This is a genomic window from Microbacterium wangchenii (genome assembly GCF_004564355.1).
Lineage (GTDB): Bacteria > Actinomycetota > Actinomycetes > Actinomycetales > Microbacteriaceae > Microbacterium > Microbacterium wangchenii.
Genome location: NZ_CP038266.1, coordinates 2,632,755 through 2,648,388, shown reverse-complemented (window position 1 = coordinate 2,648,388; position 15,634 = coordinate 2,632,755). Strand labels below are relative to the sequence as shown.

Here is a 15,634-nt window from a genome sequence, read left to right as displayed (position 1 = left end):
AGAAGCGCTGACGAAGCGGGGAGCCTTGATGCTCAGCGGTCGATCGATGGACCGGATGGCCCCGAGCCAGCGACGGGTCCTGTGGTTCGCCCGCGACGCTGCTGTACGCGAGCCTGAATGTAGAGCTCGCGACCGGTCGCCTCGTCGACGAGCCCGGCGACGCGGGCACGATTCATCATTCGAGTCGCCGTGCTGATACTGACATTGAGCTCCTCTGAGACGAGCTTGAGCGGGCCGCCGTTGATGACCGATCCGAGTCGGTAGAGCCTGACCGCCTCCCGCAGGTTCTGGTCGTCAGAGCGCACCTCGTCCGTGCGCAGGCGCGCGATGTACTCGCCGTAGGACTCGGGCTCTCCACCATCGCGGTCGATGCGAACGACGCGAGCAGCAGCCCATTGCACGATCGCCTGCACGCGGATATCGCGCAGCAGAGTCGTGGTCACCTCATCCCCGGCCCCGCTGCGGTCGACGCGCACCGACTCAGCCACCGCGCGCCGCAATGTCCGGTCGTAGACGATCCGCGCATGGACTTCGCCCGGGATCTCGGGAAGGCCCGTCACGACCGCCCCCCACGAGCGCGGAATGAAGACCCCGTTCCCCGTATCGATGATCTCCGCGTCGACCTGTTCGATGACGAGTTCGGGCATGGTGCGAGTGTGCCAGTTCGCCAGAGTCTGAGCAACCGATGACATGAGACATTCAAGGGTGTACAGTGCGTGAGCAAGTGATGTCATTAGTTGCCCACCGAAGGAGAATGTCATGAGCACGTCATCCACCTCACTCGCACTAACCATGAAAGACGCGGCGAAACTGGTCGGCGTCGACTACCGCACGATCAAGCTCGGCATCGAGAGCGGGACCATCCCCACGGTTCAGCTCGGTCCGCGCCGGATGATCCCCCGCGTTCCGTTGCTGCGCGCCTTCGGCGTCGACGCCTGAACGGCCGGGATCGTCCTCACCATCGGAATCGCTGCTCGGTCAGGATCCACAATCGCGCAACGTGCGAAGAGGTACCTTCGCCGCGCACGGCTTCATTCCGGCCCCCGTCCCTGGACTCGGCGAATGAGGATCGGACCCCCACTGATCGCCTGGTTCGAGGAGCTTCCTCTGGACGAACCGTCGCAGCAAAGCTAAGCGTCCCCGACCGGCATGCTGGTGAGAGCTAGTACCTCGCTCCTGCTGAGGCCCGCCTTCCCTACCAAGACCCGATGGTCACGGCGTTGCGCCACACGACGGTGTCGAGGGACGAGGGGCGGCGATGTGCTCGTGGCGAAGCGCTTCGTGGCGACGGTTCTTCGTCACGCTCGGTGGGATCCTTCCTCCGGCCGAGGAGACCGGGCTTCGCCCACTTCGCCGGCAAGTCGTTCCGACCGAGCGACCGAGCGCCGGCGCTCCCTACCGCTAGAGTCATGGGAATTGGCCGAATCCTGGGGGGGATCAGTTGATCGAGAAGACCACGCTCAAGGGCGAAGACCTATGGAAGCTGCGTCTCGACGAGGAGAATCCGCGACATGAACGGAAGCCTCAGCAACAGGACGTCATCGACTACCTGGCGGCGAACGAGGATGTGCTGCCGCTACTCGAGGACATCGCCGATCTGCGCTCGCTGAGCCCGTTCGACCGCTTCGGCGCGGTCCGGTCAGGAGAGATTCTTATCGCGCTCGAGGGTAACCGCCGGTTGTGCTCGCTCATCCTGCTAAACGACCCCGAGCTCGCGCCGGCGAAGTACCGGGCTCGGGTACGCGCGGCGGCCGCCGGATGGAATCCAGGTGACATCGAGATCGACGTCGCTGTCTTCGAATCCCGCGAGGAGGCCGACCCGTGGCTCGAGCGGCGACACCAGGGCGCGTTGGCAGGAAAGGGGCTGCGGCAGTGGTCGCCAGCGGCGAAGGACCGTCATTTCGGCGTATCCGCGAACGCGCTCGCGCTGCGGCTCCTCGACGACGGCGTCAGTTTGAACCTCATCACTCCCGAGCAGCGCCGCAAGAGGGTCGTCACGACGGTGCGCCGGTTCTCCGACCGGGTCCCCTTCCGAAGGGGCTACCTACAGATTTCCACGGCCGCGGACGATCCTAACTACATCACGGATCTCGATGGTGAACTATACAAGGAACGACTACGTGTCTTCCTCTGGGGGCTATTCGCGGACGAACCCACCGTTCACTCCCGCATGTCGGCGAGAGACATCCAACAATGGGTCGACGACCAGCTGAAAGACCCGTTGCTCGGCGATGGAGCGTCGGCGGGAACCGAGGGCTTTGTCGAAGATCCGAGCGACGAGGCGGGAGCCGGGGGCTTCGAAGCTGAACAGGGCGCGCGGGCGGCGGGTGCCAGCGGCGCCGCAAGCGACGGCTCGGGACGTCATTCCTCGGCCGAGAACGCCGCGGCCGGGAGCGACCACAAGGTGCCAAAGCCGGTGGCGCCGTCCAATCGTTGGACGCTCGTCGACGGCGACTCCTTCGCCACGCCCACTGCCGATTCCGTCCGTCGCCACGTGATCTACGAGCTCTCGCGGGTGTCGAAGAACACCCCGCTAGCGGCGTCAGTCGTGGCACGCGTGTTTCTCGAAGGCATTTACGTCGACATGTGGCGCAAGACCTGTGTGGGCAAGTCCGAGTCGAAGCTTCACGTGAAAGTCCTCGACATCGTGAAGGTGATCGGCGCCTGGCCGGACCTGACTCGCGCCGAGAAGAACGCGCTCAACGCACTGCAACGGAGCGCCCAGAACCCCGGCCAGCTGCTCAGTCCCGCCGGACTCGGGGCAGCCGCGCACGGGGCCGCGATACCCGCCTGGGCGACATTGGTCGCGGAATGGGACTCACTGCTACCGATCACCCGCAAGATCTTCGCGTTCGTAGAGGACGCCGCTGGCCAAGGGCTCTTCTGACCGCTAGCGTCACAGCTGGAGGAAACAGCAACGTGCCCAACACCCACTCACCGCTCCGATATCCCGGCGGAAAGAGCGTCCTGCTGAAGGCAGTCGTCGACGTCATCGAACGCAACGACCTACGAGGGCACCGATACGCCGAGCCATACGCCGGCGGCGGCGGTCTGGCGTTGGCGCTGCTGTACGGGCGCCATACCCACCGCATCGCCCTCAACGACCTTGACCCTGCGATCTACTCGCTGTGGTGGTCAATCCTGAACGCGAACGATGAGCTCCTCTCCAAGATCGAGACCACCCCCATCACAGTCCCGGAGTGGCATCAGCAACGCGAGACGTACTTCCTCGGCGACGCCAGCGATCCTGTGTCGCTGGGATTTGCCGCGCTCTTCCTGAACCGCACCAACCGCTCCGGAGTCGTCAAGGGTGGTGTGATCGGGGGCCTAGATCAAACCGGCAACTACCTGATCGACTGCCGCTTCAACCGGGCAACGCTCGCGCAGAAAATCGAACGCATCTGGAAATATCGGGCGCAGATCGAGATATCGAGCCTGGACGGGCGCGCATTTCTCCAGCAGCACGACGAGCGAACCGAGCCGACCCTGTTCTTCGTCGATCCGCCGTACTTCGTGAAGGGACGAGGGCTCTACTCGAACTACTTCGAAGACGATGACCACAACCAGCTAGCTGAGCGGGTGCACGCCCTCAAAAACCCGTGGCTGCTCACCTACGACGACGCCGAAGCCATCGCCTCCTTGTACGGCACTGACCCGCTGTACAGATACTCGATCAAGTACTCGGCGGCGGTGAAACGCACTGGCACCGAGCTGCTCGCCACGTCCAACGACCTCGAGGTCGCATTCCCGAACATGACACGCGTGGTTCAACCCGAGCGAATGACCGCCTGACCGTATTCGGCGAACGAATCAGGCGTGCTCACCGCTCGCGTGGCTCCTGTCCGCGCGGGCCGGAGGCAGCCCGCATTTCGAGCGGGCCGAGCGGGCGGGGAGTCGCGGACGGCTGGGAGCCCGGGGATCAATTAGGGTGAGTCGGCCGGCCACGGATGCTGTCCGCGTCGGCTACTCGCGGGTTCAAGTGTCCAGGAGCTCTTGCTCCGTCTCCTCCTCCTTCGTCGGTCGAGGACCGGGCCGACGGCGCTAGCCGCTCACTATGAACTTCGCGCGTGCTAGCAGTTCATCGAACGTGAGGATCTACACGTCTCCATTCGCTTTGCGGTATAGCTCGAACGATTCCATCTGTTCGCTGTTGACGCCGTGCTCCGATCGAAACTCGGCAAGGTTTCCTACCAGAAGCACTTGACGTGCGCGAGTCGTCGAAAAGTCCAACCCAGTTGGTGTGCCATCAGGCTTCGTGTGGTGCTCAATCTGATTGATGAACTGGCGATACGCCTTACGTACGGTCTTCTGAAGCTGAGCTACTCCGCCCACCAGTTCCTCCGTGGGCACGTATACGTCCGGCGTTCGATACAGCTTGGTCTTAAGGAGCGGAGTGTCGTGACGTTTGATCTCGCAGAACAGGAGTGTGCTGATGACGGCGCGGGAACGCATGACGGCGTCGCTTCGTTTACCGGCTCCCGACCATAGATTCGCTCCGGTTGTGATCTGTTCCAGGCGACCTGAGTCAAACGCGTCATGACCGACGAGGCTAAGTCCATAACCGAAGATCCACGTCGCGCCTTCGAAGAACGCCTGCCAAAGCGCTTCTGGGGTCGTGCCTTTGCGGATTTGCTCCTTCGCGAAGAATGCGGGATCGGTGAGGAGATTCTCGAAGTACTCGATTGTGCTCTTGCGGTCGCTGATCAAGTTGATCTCGTTCTCGCTCAACGAGGAGCCCAACAGCGTGGAGATCAACGGCACCAACTCGCCGCGGTCGCGGGCGTTGAGTAGACGGATGATCTCGACGTCGGTCGCGGGCGACATCTGGAACGTCCCGGCGCCGGCGTCGACTTCCTTGAGGCTCAGCACGTAGCTCATGAGCTTCATGAAGTTCTCGTGTCCACCTGATGTGTCGACCGAGGCTTTCACTGCCAGACTGGCCGTCTCGATCTCCTCCGTGATTGGGACGGATGCTCTCGCTCGATCGACCTTAAGTAGCCGAACTCGCGGGGAGAATCGTCCGTCTTTAGCGACGAGTTTTACCTCGCACAGCAGTGCTACCTGCGCAGTCTCGTCCAGCAGGAACTGCTTGATCAGCGCGCGGCGCTTCGTGCCGTAGAAGAAGGAGAAGTGTTCCTTCGCCTCGCGAATCTCAAGCACGCTGAAATCGTCCTCGGAGACGTCGAACCATTCCGCGCGATGCGAGAGATCGAGCAGTCGTTCCCAGGGCACGATCGGAGCCATTGATCTCCCAGTCATGTAGTCGACGGCTTGAGCCGGGCGTGGTCCCGCCCATCGAACGTCCTCATGCCTGTCGCAGTGGCGTAGATGGCGCACGGTCCAGCAGGCCGTGCGACCAGTAAAGCGGGTCACCGCGGGCGGGCTGCGACGACACACGAGGCCAAGGCGGGTGCCGTCAGTCCTTCGAGACGCTGGCCCCGTCCGGGTGACCTATTGCTAGTCGACGGTCGCCCGCCAGCCGGTCGGCTATTGCGCGCGAGATGCGGATCATGGCACCGCGCGACGCGAACTGAAATCCCTCGGTCTGTTGCGGCAAGATCGTATTAGTGCCGAGTAGCGTGACGGCATGCCTGAACGCCCGCGCGCACTCGAGGATCACTGGCGGCGTATCCCCAACGAGACGATCGTTGAGCTGGGGAGGATCACGGTACTGGCCGGAGCGATCGAGGGAATCATCTTCAGTGTCGCGAGCTGGCTTGGACATGAGATCCACGGCCTCGCGGACCCCGGAAGATGCGGAGTATCACAGGTACGCGCAGCACTGGCTCGTCCCGGCGTCGCTCGAGCGTTCTCAGACGCAATACGCCTTGAGGACTCGGGTCGCTGGCAACGGTGGCTCACTGATGCCCGAGATGCGCTAGAGGCGAGGAACGCCATGATTCATGCGCGCATGATCTATGTCTGGGAGGGCGACGAGCGCGTTCAGTATGCGCGGACCTCTCGAGATGGCCTGAAGTCCATGCGCCCGATCGGCGAGATTGCCGACGTGCGAGAAAGGCTCGAGCACGTCGTGGAAGAGGGCGACGCGCTACGTCTCATCGCGATCGTCCATGAGGTGCGCGATGGGCGTCGAGCAGAAGCTCATCTGTTGGACGAGCAAGACGAGTACTGAGCTGGGTGGAGCGCTCCGCTGCAGATCCGCCGGACACCATGGTGCGATTGACGGTCGTCGCGCGAGCATTTTTTGAGCGAGAAGTCCTCTCGATTCGCGTAGCGGTCTGCATGGCCGGCGTCGCAGCGCGAGGACGGTAAGTTTGGCGGGTTGGCGTCTCGCCGTCCCCTTTAGTTGAGCCACTACAGGAGCGCATACCGTGAAGATCTTCGGAGTAGTACTGATAACCGTGGGTGCCCTGTTTGCAGTTGCAGCCTCCGGGGTCTTAGCACTCATCGGTATGGCGGGGACTCCTCTCACCATTCCGAATGTAGGTCTGATCTATTTCGTCATCTTCTGGAACCTGCTCGTTCTCGCCACAGGCCTCGTTTTCTACCTCGTCGCTCGGCGTCGTTCCGGCTCGAGGACACGCGTCGCCTGATTCCGGCAGAGTAGTCCAGCCGTGACGCGGGCATTCGCACTCGCCCTCAATGGTGCGCGGCTGGCGCGTCTCCATTGTGCGGCCGGCTGTGGAGCAGACCCCTCGCATGCCCCGCGCGCAGATATGCCCGATTGCGCTCCGCCAACTGCAACGCTGCCGAAGCCCGCGACCGTTGATGCCGAGACCTCGTGTCTGCCGTCGTCACACCCGTCAGAGATCGAGGAAGTCGCCCAGCCAGGTGCGTACTGCGGTGAAACAGTCGATCGATACTTCGCCGGCCACCCCCGTGAGTCTGTCGCGTGACAACGTTCGGGGTTGCTCCGTCATGACCCACGATGGCCGGTCCAGCCCGCTCGGCCCCTCCACGCGAACGTGGTTCGGCCATCCGCGGTCGGTGGTTGTAATCGGCAACACGATGACGAGCGTCGTCACAGCATCCAGGTAGCCGGCGGACGCAACAATCAGCACCGGGCGGTGACCACCTTGCTCTCTGCCGCGGACAGCCTCGAGAGCCGCCCAGGCCAGGACGACCGGAGCGCGCCGGCAGTCGTCACGAAGCGTCGGTCAGTTCGGTGCGCTGCCAGTCCCCGGACTCCGCGGCGTGCGACTCTGCGTCGGCGCTGCTCGACGCGTCGATGGCGGACTTCAGCAGGTGGGGACGCCATCGTCTGTCCTCGGCATCTGCGAGACGCGCGAGGTGCGCACCGAGTGTGAGCCCGTCACGGGCGGCTTGCTCCTTGAGCCGGTCGCGGAGCTCCTCGCTGACCCTAATGGTCGTGGTCATACCCGGAATATACCTGCGAGCGAGCAAGCTCCGCGTGGGCGGTCACAGCGAGAGCCCGGCATGCGAAGGAGACGAGCTCGGCGTGGTCCAAGGCGCGGAAGCCCGGCGCCCCCGCTCTCGCGCAGCACGCCGCAGTTCGGCGTGCGCAGCGCGCATCGCGTCCTGGATCGTGAGCTCGGTCGTCCCGCGCATCATCGTCGCGCCGACCTGCGCGATGGCTTCCTCGTCGGTCCGTGCGACCGTGATCGCGATGTTGTGGTGGCGCCCTCGGGTCAGTCCGACGTACAAGCCGGCCGCGTCAACATCCGGCCCCACCACCGCAGCATCCGTCGTCTCGCCCTGAATGCCGTGCACCGTTGACGCGTACGCCAGCTGCACGTGTTCGAGCGCGTATTCGCGCGTCACGGCCCGGATCTCGCCGCTGTCGCTAGCAGACGCGAGCGTGATGACGTCGTCGCGTATCCCGCGCACCACCCACTGCGCACGGTTCTCGACTCCGGTGCGCGGGTCGTTGCGACGCGTCTGCACGGTGTCGCCGACGAGGACGCGCTGCTCGCCCATTCCGAGCGCAAGCACGGTGGCATCGAGCTCGCCGTCGTCGATACGGCGCTGCTGGATCGCGTCGTTGATCGAGTCCGCTTCGCTGTTCGTGCCCGAGATCAGCGCGACCCGCTTCCCGCGTGCGTGCCAATCGAAGTACGCCGCGACCATCGCTTCGCGCGCTTCTTCCGTGCTCCGCGCCCGATGCACGTGCCCGCGCTCGAGCAGCTCTCCTCCAACGGTGAGCGCGTCTTCCCGGTCATGTGGATTGCGTAGGCGAAGCGTAAGCGCGGCGTACTCGGTGTCGCTGAACCGGTGTACGGTGTCGAGTTCGACGGATGCTGTCGCAAAGCGCACTGCGGATGCCATCGCTCCTGCGTGTCCGACCGGAAGCGCCTGGTACGGATCACCCACCATCGCCACGCCCACCTGCTGTCGGAGTGCCAGATCGACGAGCGCTGCTGCGGTCTGAAGGTCGACCATGCCGGCCTCGTCCACGACGATCCGGTCGCCGCGTCGGAGCACGAACCGTGACGGCCCTCGATAGACGACCCCACTGTCCGGGTCCGCCTCGCCGAGCGACAGCTGGGTCCACACCTGGGCGCCGGCGGCGTCGGTAGACCAGCGGTAGCCGTGGTCGGCGAGTAGGGCGTGCAGACTCGACGCCTCCGCACCCACCTCGCGTGACGCGACGGACGCTGCCTTACGTGTCGGCGCGACCACCAACATCCGTCGTTGCTGTGCTTTCAGCCCCTCGTGCGCCATGCGCAGCATCGTGGTCTTACCCGCGCCGGCCGGCCCGGTGATCGCGACAAGTCCGGCTGTCCCCGCTATCGCGCCCGCCGCGGCAAGTTGCGAGGTGTCGAGCCGCTCGACGTCTTCCGGGGAGGCCGCGCACTGACGCAACTCGTGCGGCAAGAGTGAGCGGCCGGGGGAGGCGAGTGCGTCGAGGTGGCCAGCGAGGCGCGCCTTCAGGCGCAGGGTCTCGGTCGCCATGAGCGCCTTCACGTGGCCCGGGATATAGGCATCCTTCACCAATCGCACGCACTTGCGATGCGCGTGGTCGGTGATCGCGTCGATCGTCTCGGTCAGGTCATCACGGGGTGCGACCACCCCGCTGCCCGCGAGAGCTCGCGTGGCGCCGGCGCGGAGGTCGAACTGACTGAACCGACCGCCGGAGCGGGTGGACCGCTCATCTGCATCAACGACCGCGGCGTCCGCAAGAAGGTCGAGGTCCAGCGCGTCGAATGGATTCGAGACGAGCGGTACTGGTGAGTGGTCGAAGACGAGCCGGGGGAGGAGCCCCGCAATTTCGTCGCGGACAGTGGCCTCCCACGACTGCTCGTTGAGGTTGGCGGGCTTGTTGGGGCGTGACATCGCCCACGCGCGACGGTCGATTTGCGTGAGGATTTGGATGCTGGGGCTCGCGCCGCCGTGCTCGGCGCTCCACTCCGCGATGAGCTTGGCGCGGTTCGCCTCGATTTGCGCCGACCGACGGGAGAAGGGCCGGACCGCCGCCGCCAGTTCCGCAACCTCGCCGTCGTCGTCGAGCGTGAATCCATGGCGGGCAAGAGCTGTAACCCACTGCGGGTCGGTGCGCGCGGCAAGATCGCCTTCGGCGTTGATCAGCGTGTGCAGCTTCATCGCCACCCTGGAGTCGACGTTGGACCACTTGCCGTCGGTGCCGAGCACTTTCACGTTCAGCCAGAGGTGGCGGTGGGCGTGCGGGTCGAGCGCGCGCGAGCGACGGTGGTCGAGCTCGACGACCTCAATGCGGGTGATCTCTTCCCGGATGAGGCCGCCATGGCCGCGACGCGCGTTGAGCTCGTCGAGCCAGGTGGTCAGGATCCGGTCGCGCAGACGGTCCTGGAGCGCCTCGAACTCGGTCGCCAGTTCCGGGTGCAGCAGCGCAGCGATGCTGTGCGACTTGGGGTGGTTGAGTGTCGCATCGAGCAGGAGGTCGGCGTCGGCGCTGAGTCGGGGGGTCCCGCGCTCTTCACCGGTGACCGGGTCATGGCCAGTGAGCCACACCCGGAGAGCACCCGCCGACAGCTCATCGGTTGTGATGGTGCCATCCGTCACTACGAATCGGGTGACGCTCGCATCGGCGGCGTTGCTGTAGAACTCGAGTGCGCCCGATCCGGTCGAGAGGTGGAGATGAGCGTCGCAGGTTCCCTTGACGGCGTAGTCGATCGCTCGCCCGACCCCACCGGATCCGACGCCTCTCTTCCATCGCTGCAAGCCTCCGCGCATGGCGCCAGGGTACGACTGCTTTTAACCGCTGGCCAGCACTTTTCGCGGTGCGCAGGTGAGTGTAGCCGGATGCTTCAGAATGGCGCCCGGATCAGGGCCTCACTGAACGGTGCCTGCGTGCATCGTCCTCTTGAATCGTCCTCTTGAGGGTGAGCAGTAGGCCGATCTTCACGCCTCTAGTCAACGGGCTCCGGGTCCCGTCGTCGTTTGCCGGTCGGGTCGTGTTGCGGTTGGCGTCAGCCGACCCGGCGGGCTTCCGGTGACTCGTCCACACGTGCTGGGTCATTTATGACGCTCTCACCCAGGGGGCGTCAAGGCGTCTGTATAGATCGAGGCCGTCCAGCGCTGGCGTTCTCTTCATCGGTCGCATCGCCACGCCGCAACTCTACTTTCTGTGATGGCCCGATCTGACCGTCGACCAATTACTCCATCGGCTTGACCTGGTCCTCGATGAAGGTCACCTGTTCTGCGTCGAGACCGTACTTTGCGTAGAGCTGCCCGTCGATCTCAGGAATCGACTTGGACCAGTCAATGTCGGACGTCGAGGTGAAGTCTTGGACCGGGACGTACTTCCACACCTTCGCCGGATTATGCTGGGTAATCTTCAGAACGCCCAGCATTGTCCTCGCGAACTTGGACTTGATGTACTTCGCGCACGCGTTCGCCTCGGCTTCGGAATCGAACGAGCCGATCGTGATGAACGTCTGCGTAACCGCAACTCCGGGTCCGAGCACAGTTGGCTTGTTCAGCGCGACGCCGAAAAAGTCAGTTGTCGACCCGGACCCGTTCGCTGCCGGGACTGCGACCTTGTATCTGTTGAAGCTCCTGGGTCCGGTGATGTACTCACTCCTGATCCAGCGAAAGAAGCGCCTATTTTTGATCACGCCGAGAATTCGCACGTACCCCGCGCCGTCGGCAGGCTCATCGGAGTGGTATAGAAACGAGAACTGCTCGAAGGCATTCGTATTCACCAATGCGGCATTGCCATCCGGCCGGAGTGCCGACGCCTCGGGGTGGTCCTCGTACAGCTTGTTCGTGTAGCGGTACGAGCGAGAGCTTGTTATCTCGAGCTGTGCAGATTCACCCTGGAGCGTGAGAACCTTCTGCAGGATCGAGCTGAGCTCGGGATGCTTGGCGAAGAAGCCGATTGGGCCGAGTGTGCGCTCGGAATCGCGGTATGTCACGGCGATGCCGCCCTTGATAGGGTCCGCGAGGCTCGGGAACAGGCGGTTCGAGTCGGACTCGAAATATGCCACCTTTAGGTGCTCGTCCGCCAGCATCTTCTCGTTCCATGCCTTGGGCGTGAAGCCCGCGTCGAAGAGAAAGCGAGCTGGCGTAATTAGCACCACCTTCGTGCCGACTTCGTATGCGGCATCCATAAACCGGTGGTAGATGGGTGTGTCGCGAGTACCCTCGCCCTGAGCCTCCTCCTGGTAGGGAGGATTACCGATCACGACATCAAACTTCTTCGACATCTCAATTGTCCTCCAGCATCTCGTCCACTACCCGCTCGCGTTCTTCGGTGGTCATTCGGGCGAGGTCGCCGACCCGGAAGTGTCCTGAGTCTTCGAGCCAGGCTCGACGTTCGGTCACCCCGCCGCTAACGGCTTCCAAGGTGATGTCGTGCAGGATCTCGTTGTGGCTCATCTCGAACACCTGACGCGTCAGAATGTGTCGTAGCCGGTCCTCCTGGTTCGGGATGACCTCGACTAGGCCATGATCGAGCCGGCGGACGATCTCCATGCAGAACAGACCGGCGGTGGAGAACAGGTCGGCGAACGTCATATCCGGGTCGGAGAAGATCCCCGGATTCGCCTCCTCCAGCGTGTCGCACATCAGCTGCACGACGGGCTTCGGAGTGAACACAAGCGACGTCTTCTGCTGTGGGATGTAGGCGAAAATGTCCTCGGTCAGTGCCGGGTCGAAGTAGTCGGAGAGTTCGTCCTTCTTGTTCAGGAACTCCTGGATCGACTGGTTGAACACTGCCTCGTCGAAGAGACCCGGAACGCGAGTGACCTCCCCGCTGTTCTGATCGACTACCTCGCGACCGTCGCGGAGCTTGCGAAAGTCCTCCTCGGAGATACCGGTGATCTCTTCAAAGACGTGGTCTGGGGTGTAGTCGTCGAAGTTGGCGAGGGTGGTGTTCCGGTCGCCGTACGCCATGAGGAACATCGGGATGGTCCGCGCGAACCCGCGAAGGTGGTCGCGTGCGGCATCCATCGTCTTGTCCGCCTGCGACTGCGCCTTCTTCGTCTCCTCACGGGTGACCACGGTCTCGGTGACGCTGTCGAGCGTGTTGTGGAGGATGGCGAGTACCTGTGCGTCGAGCTCGGCCTTTACCTCAGCCTTCTTTGCGTCGACGGCGAGGAACTCAGTTTCGGTTGCCGCGTCTCGGCTCTCGGCTTCGATGTGGTTCAGCGCGATCTGGTGGTCGACGTAGGCGCGCTCCACTTGGGTCTTGACCTGCGCCTCGGTGGTCTTCTCGTCGTTCTCGATCTGCCTGGCCGTCATCCCGTATACGGCAGCGACCTTGGCGCGTGTCTCGCGCGCCTTCTCGGTGACCACGGCGGCGATCTGCTTGGCCGCCTCGGTTGCCTTCGTCGTGGCGGGATCGAGCTGCGGCATGTCGGTGTCGGAGTAGATCGGCTTGCCCAGCTCAGCGATCCTCGGATTGATGACAGTGCCCCAATCGACCTGCACGTTGCCATCGGCATCCGTGGTCGGTGGCGGGAAGGGAACGTCGACCGGATCACCCTTCCTGGCTTTATTCTCTTTGGCGACGGGGAGCTGGTTGAGGATGTCCTGGAAATGCTCCACGGCGCGGAAGATTCCAGACACGTTCGCGAACAGCAGGTTCGACAGGAAGCCCTGTCGGACGACCTCGCGAGCTTTGAACATCTGCGGGAACGTGAGCACCTGGGCAGCGTCGAGCTCGATCATCCGACCCTCGGTGTCTTCACCAAGGATGGGGAAGAAGTTCAGCAACCGACGGATGTTCTCTCGCCGCTCACCCGTATCAACCGGCGGGTGCGGGGCGAGGTTATTCGCGAACGCGTCGAAGATCGTCAACGTACGCTCGGGGGCGAAGTCGAAGATGTAGGCGTTCTTTTTCTGGAACACCTTGTCGCCCCGCATGAACGTGCACGGGTTCTGCGACCGGAACGCTGCCTGCATGTAAAGAGCGGGCGAGGACAGATTGGACAACATGATGACGGCGGTCCACTCCGGGACGGTGACCCCGGTTGTGAGCTGTCCCACCGACAGGGTGATCGTCTTGCCACCCGCGGCCTCCGCCTTCGCGATGGCTGCGCGGACCTTGTCGAGCGACCTCCCCACGGTCACCGAGTCGTCGGCATCCTCATCCAGCCCGTCGTTCTCACCGGCGTTCGGTCGGCCGTCGCCGGCGGCCAGGACGACCGTGTACTCACCGAAAACGGAATGCTTCTTCAGCAACCGCTCCAGCGCCTTGGCCGACGCGACCCGGTTAAGGAGCCAGAACGAGTGCCTGATCTCGTCCCGCAGCTCCGGAGTGGAGAACGGATACTTCTCTTGCGTCGCCAGCGAATCCAGGAACCGAACCACGTCAGCCTCGTAGACGAAGTAGCCGTTGTCCTTGGTGGCGAAGAACTCCGCCAGATCGAACGTGTAGTCCACGTTCCCGGTGTCCTCATCGAGCGCGACGCCCTCCGCCAGCCGGTCGGCCACCATGCGGGAAAGCTGGTAGGTCAGCAGGTTCAGGGTCGGGAGCTGGGCGTACGGGTTATCGACCGAGTCATCCGCCCACGCATCCTTAGCGCTCTGCTCGTCCTCGTACGTCCAGTTGAAGATATGGTCCTCGCGGAACCGCCCTGACGCCAGCGCCTTGAAAGGCGTGCCCGACAGGTGCAGCGTGTGGCGACGCGTGATCTGGTTGAACGCGACATGCGTCTTGGTTGTATCAACGCCCTCGTGTGCCTCGTCGATGACGAGCAGATCCCAGTCGGTGTCAGCGACGTGCTTGAGCTTGTCGAAGGAGCCGCCGAAGTACTTGGAACCCTTCAGATCCTGGAGAGACACGAACTCGATGATCCGCGGACCCCGGTCTACATTCTCCAGGGAGAACGCCCTCCACTGCTCGCGGGTCATCGGGCCGCGTTGGGCAAGCGACGGCGAGTCGGACACGAACTGGTAGTTGGTCTGATGGCCGATGAACCGCTGATAATCGTCGAACCAGGAATTGGCAATCGCCGGGCGATTCGTGACGATCAGGACCCGCCTGGCATCCAACTTCCGCACCAGGTCGTACGTCGATAGCGTCTTGCCGAATCGCGGTTTCGCATTCCACAGCACTTCGCCGGCACCGTGCTCCCCGAACGCCGACAGAGCCTCGGCGACAGCCTGCTGCTGCTCGGGGCGCAGCTGGTAATCATCCTCCGACTCCCCGAGCGGCGTGCTGAAAGACTTCGAGGCGAACTCGAGGAAGTACTGCTGACTGGCCTTCGGTGCGCCGGCGAACCGGTGCCACTCCGTGCGGCTCGGAGTGCTGGCTGGATCGAACTCGCGCTCAACGCCCTGCTGCTTGAGGAAAGCGTGAAAGTCGGAGTCGCGGAACGTTCCGCCGTCCTCGGTGATGAACGTCGCCCGGTACGCCCACCGCTTAACCTTCGTGATGTTGAGCTGACTGGCCTGCTGCGATATGCGCTTCTCGGCAGACTCCTGCTCGGTGTACCCGATCTTCTCCCACCCGTCGTATTTGGGAATGTCGGGGGTCGTCCACGAATAGATGTAGGGCACCACTTCGCGGAACGTGTTGATGTTCGGGCTACTCACCGGCTCTCACTTCTTCATGGACACGGTCGATTCTGCACACCGCGTACGTTTCGTAGACGGTGAAGTCAAAGGCATCGGTCTCTCGCAGGGAGGCGAGGGAGAACGGTTCCCGTCGTACCATGCCGGGCTCGCTGCGGACGCGGTTCCACCAGGAGAACTGGATCCCGTTGCCGCGCCAGTCGCGACCGGTCAGTGTGTTGCCACGGATGATGTTCGTGTCGATCAGGAACGATGCCGCCCGCATCAGGTCGGTGTCGGTGTCGGTGCCGTGCGGTGTGTTGTGCCTCGCGTGAAAGCCGACGAACTCGGCGATCATGGCCGCCCGGGCATCCTCGTGGTTGTCCTCGAGCAGTTCGATGCCGTAGATCGACGCGAGCGCGAAAAGGGACTCGTCCGCCCAGAGCTCGGGCGCGAGGTGCTGCTCGATGGCGCGGAGCTTGCGGTGCAAGATCGCGACGAGGAAGTTGCCATCGCCTGCTGCCGGTTCGAGGAATGTCTTGTCGACGAAGTCCGGGCCCTCCTCAAGGTCTTCGCTGACGAGGTCGAGCATGCGATTGACCATGTGCCGGGGGGTGAAAACCTCGCCGTAAGTCTTAACTCGATGCCGTGACTTCACCATGAGCCCTTCGGCGATCGTCTGCATCACTCGTGTCTCCCATACCGGCCTCGGCAGTCAGTGTGATTCAAACAGCGA

At 63.5% G+C, this 15,634-nt stretch carries 13 protein-coding genes; 5 read left to right on the top strand and 8 right to left on the bottom strand.

Going from position 1 to position 15,634, the window contains the following annotated elements; all coding sequences use genetic code 11:
- Positions 1 to 32: 32 nt before the first annotated feature.
- A complete protein-coding gene (locus E4K62_RS12755; RefSeq protein ID WP_135068000.1) occupies positions 33 to 647 on the bottom strand; it encodes a hypothetical protein in 615 nt (204 codons plus the stop codon).
- 112 nt (positions 648 to 759) lie between these two features.
- On the opposite strand from E4K62_RS12755, the gene E4K62_RS12750 reads away from it, so the two are divergent.
- The 3 genes from E4K62_RS12750 (at position 760) to E4K62_RS12740 (ending at position 3,792) form a co-directional block, all read left to right on the top strand.
- Positions 760 to 939: a helix-turn-helix domain-containing protein gene (locus E4K62_RS12750; RefSeq protein WP_238706947.1), complete on the top strand. Its 180-nt coding sequence runs from the start codon at positions 760 to 762 to the stop codon at positions 937 to 939.
- A 502-nt stretch (positions 940 to 1,441) separates the two neighbouring features.
- Positions 1,442 to 2,887: a hypothetical protein gene (locus tag E4K62_RS12745; protein WP_135067998.1), complete on the top strand. Its 1,446-nt coding sequence runs from the start codon at positions 1,442 to 1,444 to the stop codon at positions 2,885 to 2,887.
- A 32-nt stretch (positions 2,888 to 2,919) separates the two neighbouring features.
- Positions 2,920 to 3,792: a DNA adenine methylase gene (locus E4K62_RS12740; RefSeq protein WP_167747789.1), complete on the top strand. Its 873-nt coding sequence runs from the start codon at positions 2,920 to 2,922 to the stop codon at positions 3,790 to 3,792.
- A gap of 303 nt (positions 3,793 to 4,095) precedes the next feature.
- Here the strand turns inward: E4K62_RS12740 and E4K62_RS12735 are convergent, their stop codons facing one another.
- Positions 4,096 to 5,244, bottom strand: coding sequence for a Shedu immune nuclease family protein (locus E4K62_RS12735; RefSeq protein WP_167747788.1), 1,149 nt, complete (start codon positions 5,242 to 5,244; stop codon positions 4,096 to 4,098).
- 343 nt (positions 5,245 to 5,587) lie between these two features.
- Here E4K62_RS12735 and E4K62_RS12730 point away from each other — a divergent pair, with 343 nt between their 5' ends.
- Both E4K62_RS12730 and E4K62_RS12725 read left to right on the top strand, forming a co-directional pair.
- Positions 5,588 to 6,133 (top strand): hypothetical protein, encoded by a 546-nt coding sequence (locus tag E4K62_RS12730; RefSeq protein ID WP_135067992.1) that lies wholly within the window; start codon positions 5,588 to 5,590, stop codon positions 6,131 to 6,133.
- Between the two features lie 199 nt (positions 6,134 to 6,332).
- Positions 6,333 to 6,554, top strand: coding sequence for a hypothetical protein (locus tag E4K62_RS12725; RefSeq protein ID WP_135067990.1), 222 nt, complete (start codon positions 6,333 to 6,335; stop codon positions 6,552 to 6,554).
- A 210-nt stretch (positions 6,555 to 6,764) separates the two neighbouring features.
- Here the strand turns inward: E4K62_RS12725 and E4K62_RS12720 are convergent, their stop codons facing one another.
- The 6 genes from E4K62_RS12720 to E4K62_RS12695 all read right to left on the bottom strand — a co-directional run bounded on the left by E4K62_RS12720 (position 6,765) and on the right by E4K62_RS12695 (position 15,583).
- A complete protein-coding gene (locus tag E4K62_RS12720) occupies positions 6,765 to 7,079 on the bottom strand; it encodes a type II toxin-antitoxin system PemK/MazF family toxin (RefSeq protein ID WP_135067988.1) in 315 nt (104 codons plus the stop codon).
- A gap of 25 nt (positions 7,080 to 7,104) precedes the next feature.
- Entirely contained in the window at positions 7,105 to 7,338 is a 234-nt protein-coding gene (locus E4K62_RS12715; protein WP_135067986.1) for a hypothetical protein, read from the bottom strand.
- A 42-nt stretch (positions 7,339 to 7,380) separates the two neighbouring features.
- Positions 7,381 to 10,131 (bottom strand): AAA family ATPase, encoded by a 2,751-nt coding sequence (locus tag E4K62_RS12710; RefSeq protein ID WP_135067984.1) that lies wholly within the window; start codon positions 10,129 to 10,131, stop codon positions 7,381 to 7,383.
- 422 nt (positions 10,132 to 10,553) lie between these two features.
- Positions 10,554 to 11,606: an Eco57I restriction-modification methylase domain-containing protein gene (locus E4K62_RS12705; protein ID WP_135067982.1), complete on the bottom strand. Its 1,053-nt coding sequence runs from the start codon at positions 11,604 to 11,606 to the stop codon at positions 10,554 to 10,556.
- A 1-nt stretch (position 11,607) separates the two neighbouring features.
- A complete protein-coding gene (locus E4K62_RS12700) occupies positions 11,608 to 14,940 on the bottom strand; it encodes a DEAD/DEAH box helicase family protein (RefSeq protein WP_135067980.1) in 3,333 nt (1,110 codons plus the stop codon).
- A complete protein-coding gene (locus E4K62_RS12695) occupies positions 14,933 to 15,583 on the bottom strand; it encodes a DNA methyltransferase (protein ID WP_135067978.1) in 651 nt (216 codons plus the stop codon). Before E4K62_RS12695 ends, E4K62_RS12700 begins: the two co-directional genes overlap by 8 nt.
- Between the last annotated feature and the right edge of the window lie 51 nt (positions 15,584 to 15,634).

Coding starts and splice junctions, on each gene's coding strand:
- E4K62_RS12755 (WP_135068000.1), bottom strand. CDS start 647: ATGCCCGAACTCGTCATCGAACAGGTCGACGCGGAGATCATCGATACG.
- E4K62_RS12750 (WP_238706947.1), top strand. CDS start 760: ATGAGCACGTCATCCACCTCACTCGCACTAACCATGAAAGACGCGGCG.
- E4K62_RS12735 (WP_167747788.1), bottom strand. CDS start 5,244: ATGGCTCCGATCGTGCCCTGGGAACGACTGCTCGATCTCTCGCATCGC.
- E4K62_RS12730 (WP_135067992.1), top strand. CDS start 5,588: ATGCCTGAACGCCCGCGCGCACTCGAGGATCACTGGCGGCGTATCCCC.
- E4K62_RS12715 (WP_135067986.1), bottom strand. CDS start 7,338: ATGACCACGACCATTAGGGTCAGCGAGGAGCTCCGCGACCGGCTCAAG.
- E4K62_RS12710 (WP_135067984.1), bottom strand. CDS start 10,131: ATGCGCGGAGGCTTGCAGCGATGGAAGAGAGGCGTCGGATCCGGTGGG.
- E4K62_RS12705 (WP_135067982.1), bottom strand. CDS start 11,606: ATGTCGAAGAAGTTTGATGTCGTGATCGGTAATCCTCCCTACCAGGAG.
- E4K62_RS12695 (WP_135067978.1), bottom strand. CDS start 15,583: ATGCAGACGATCGCCGAAGGGCTCATGGTGAAGTCACGGCATCGAGTT.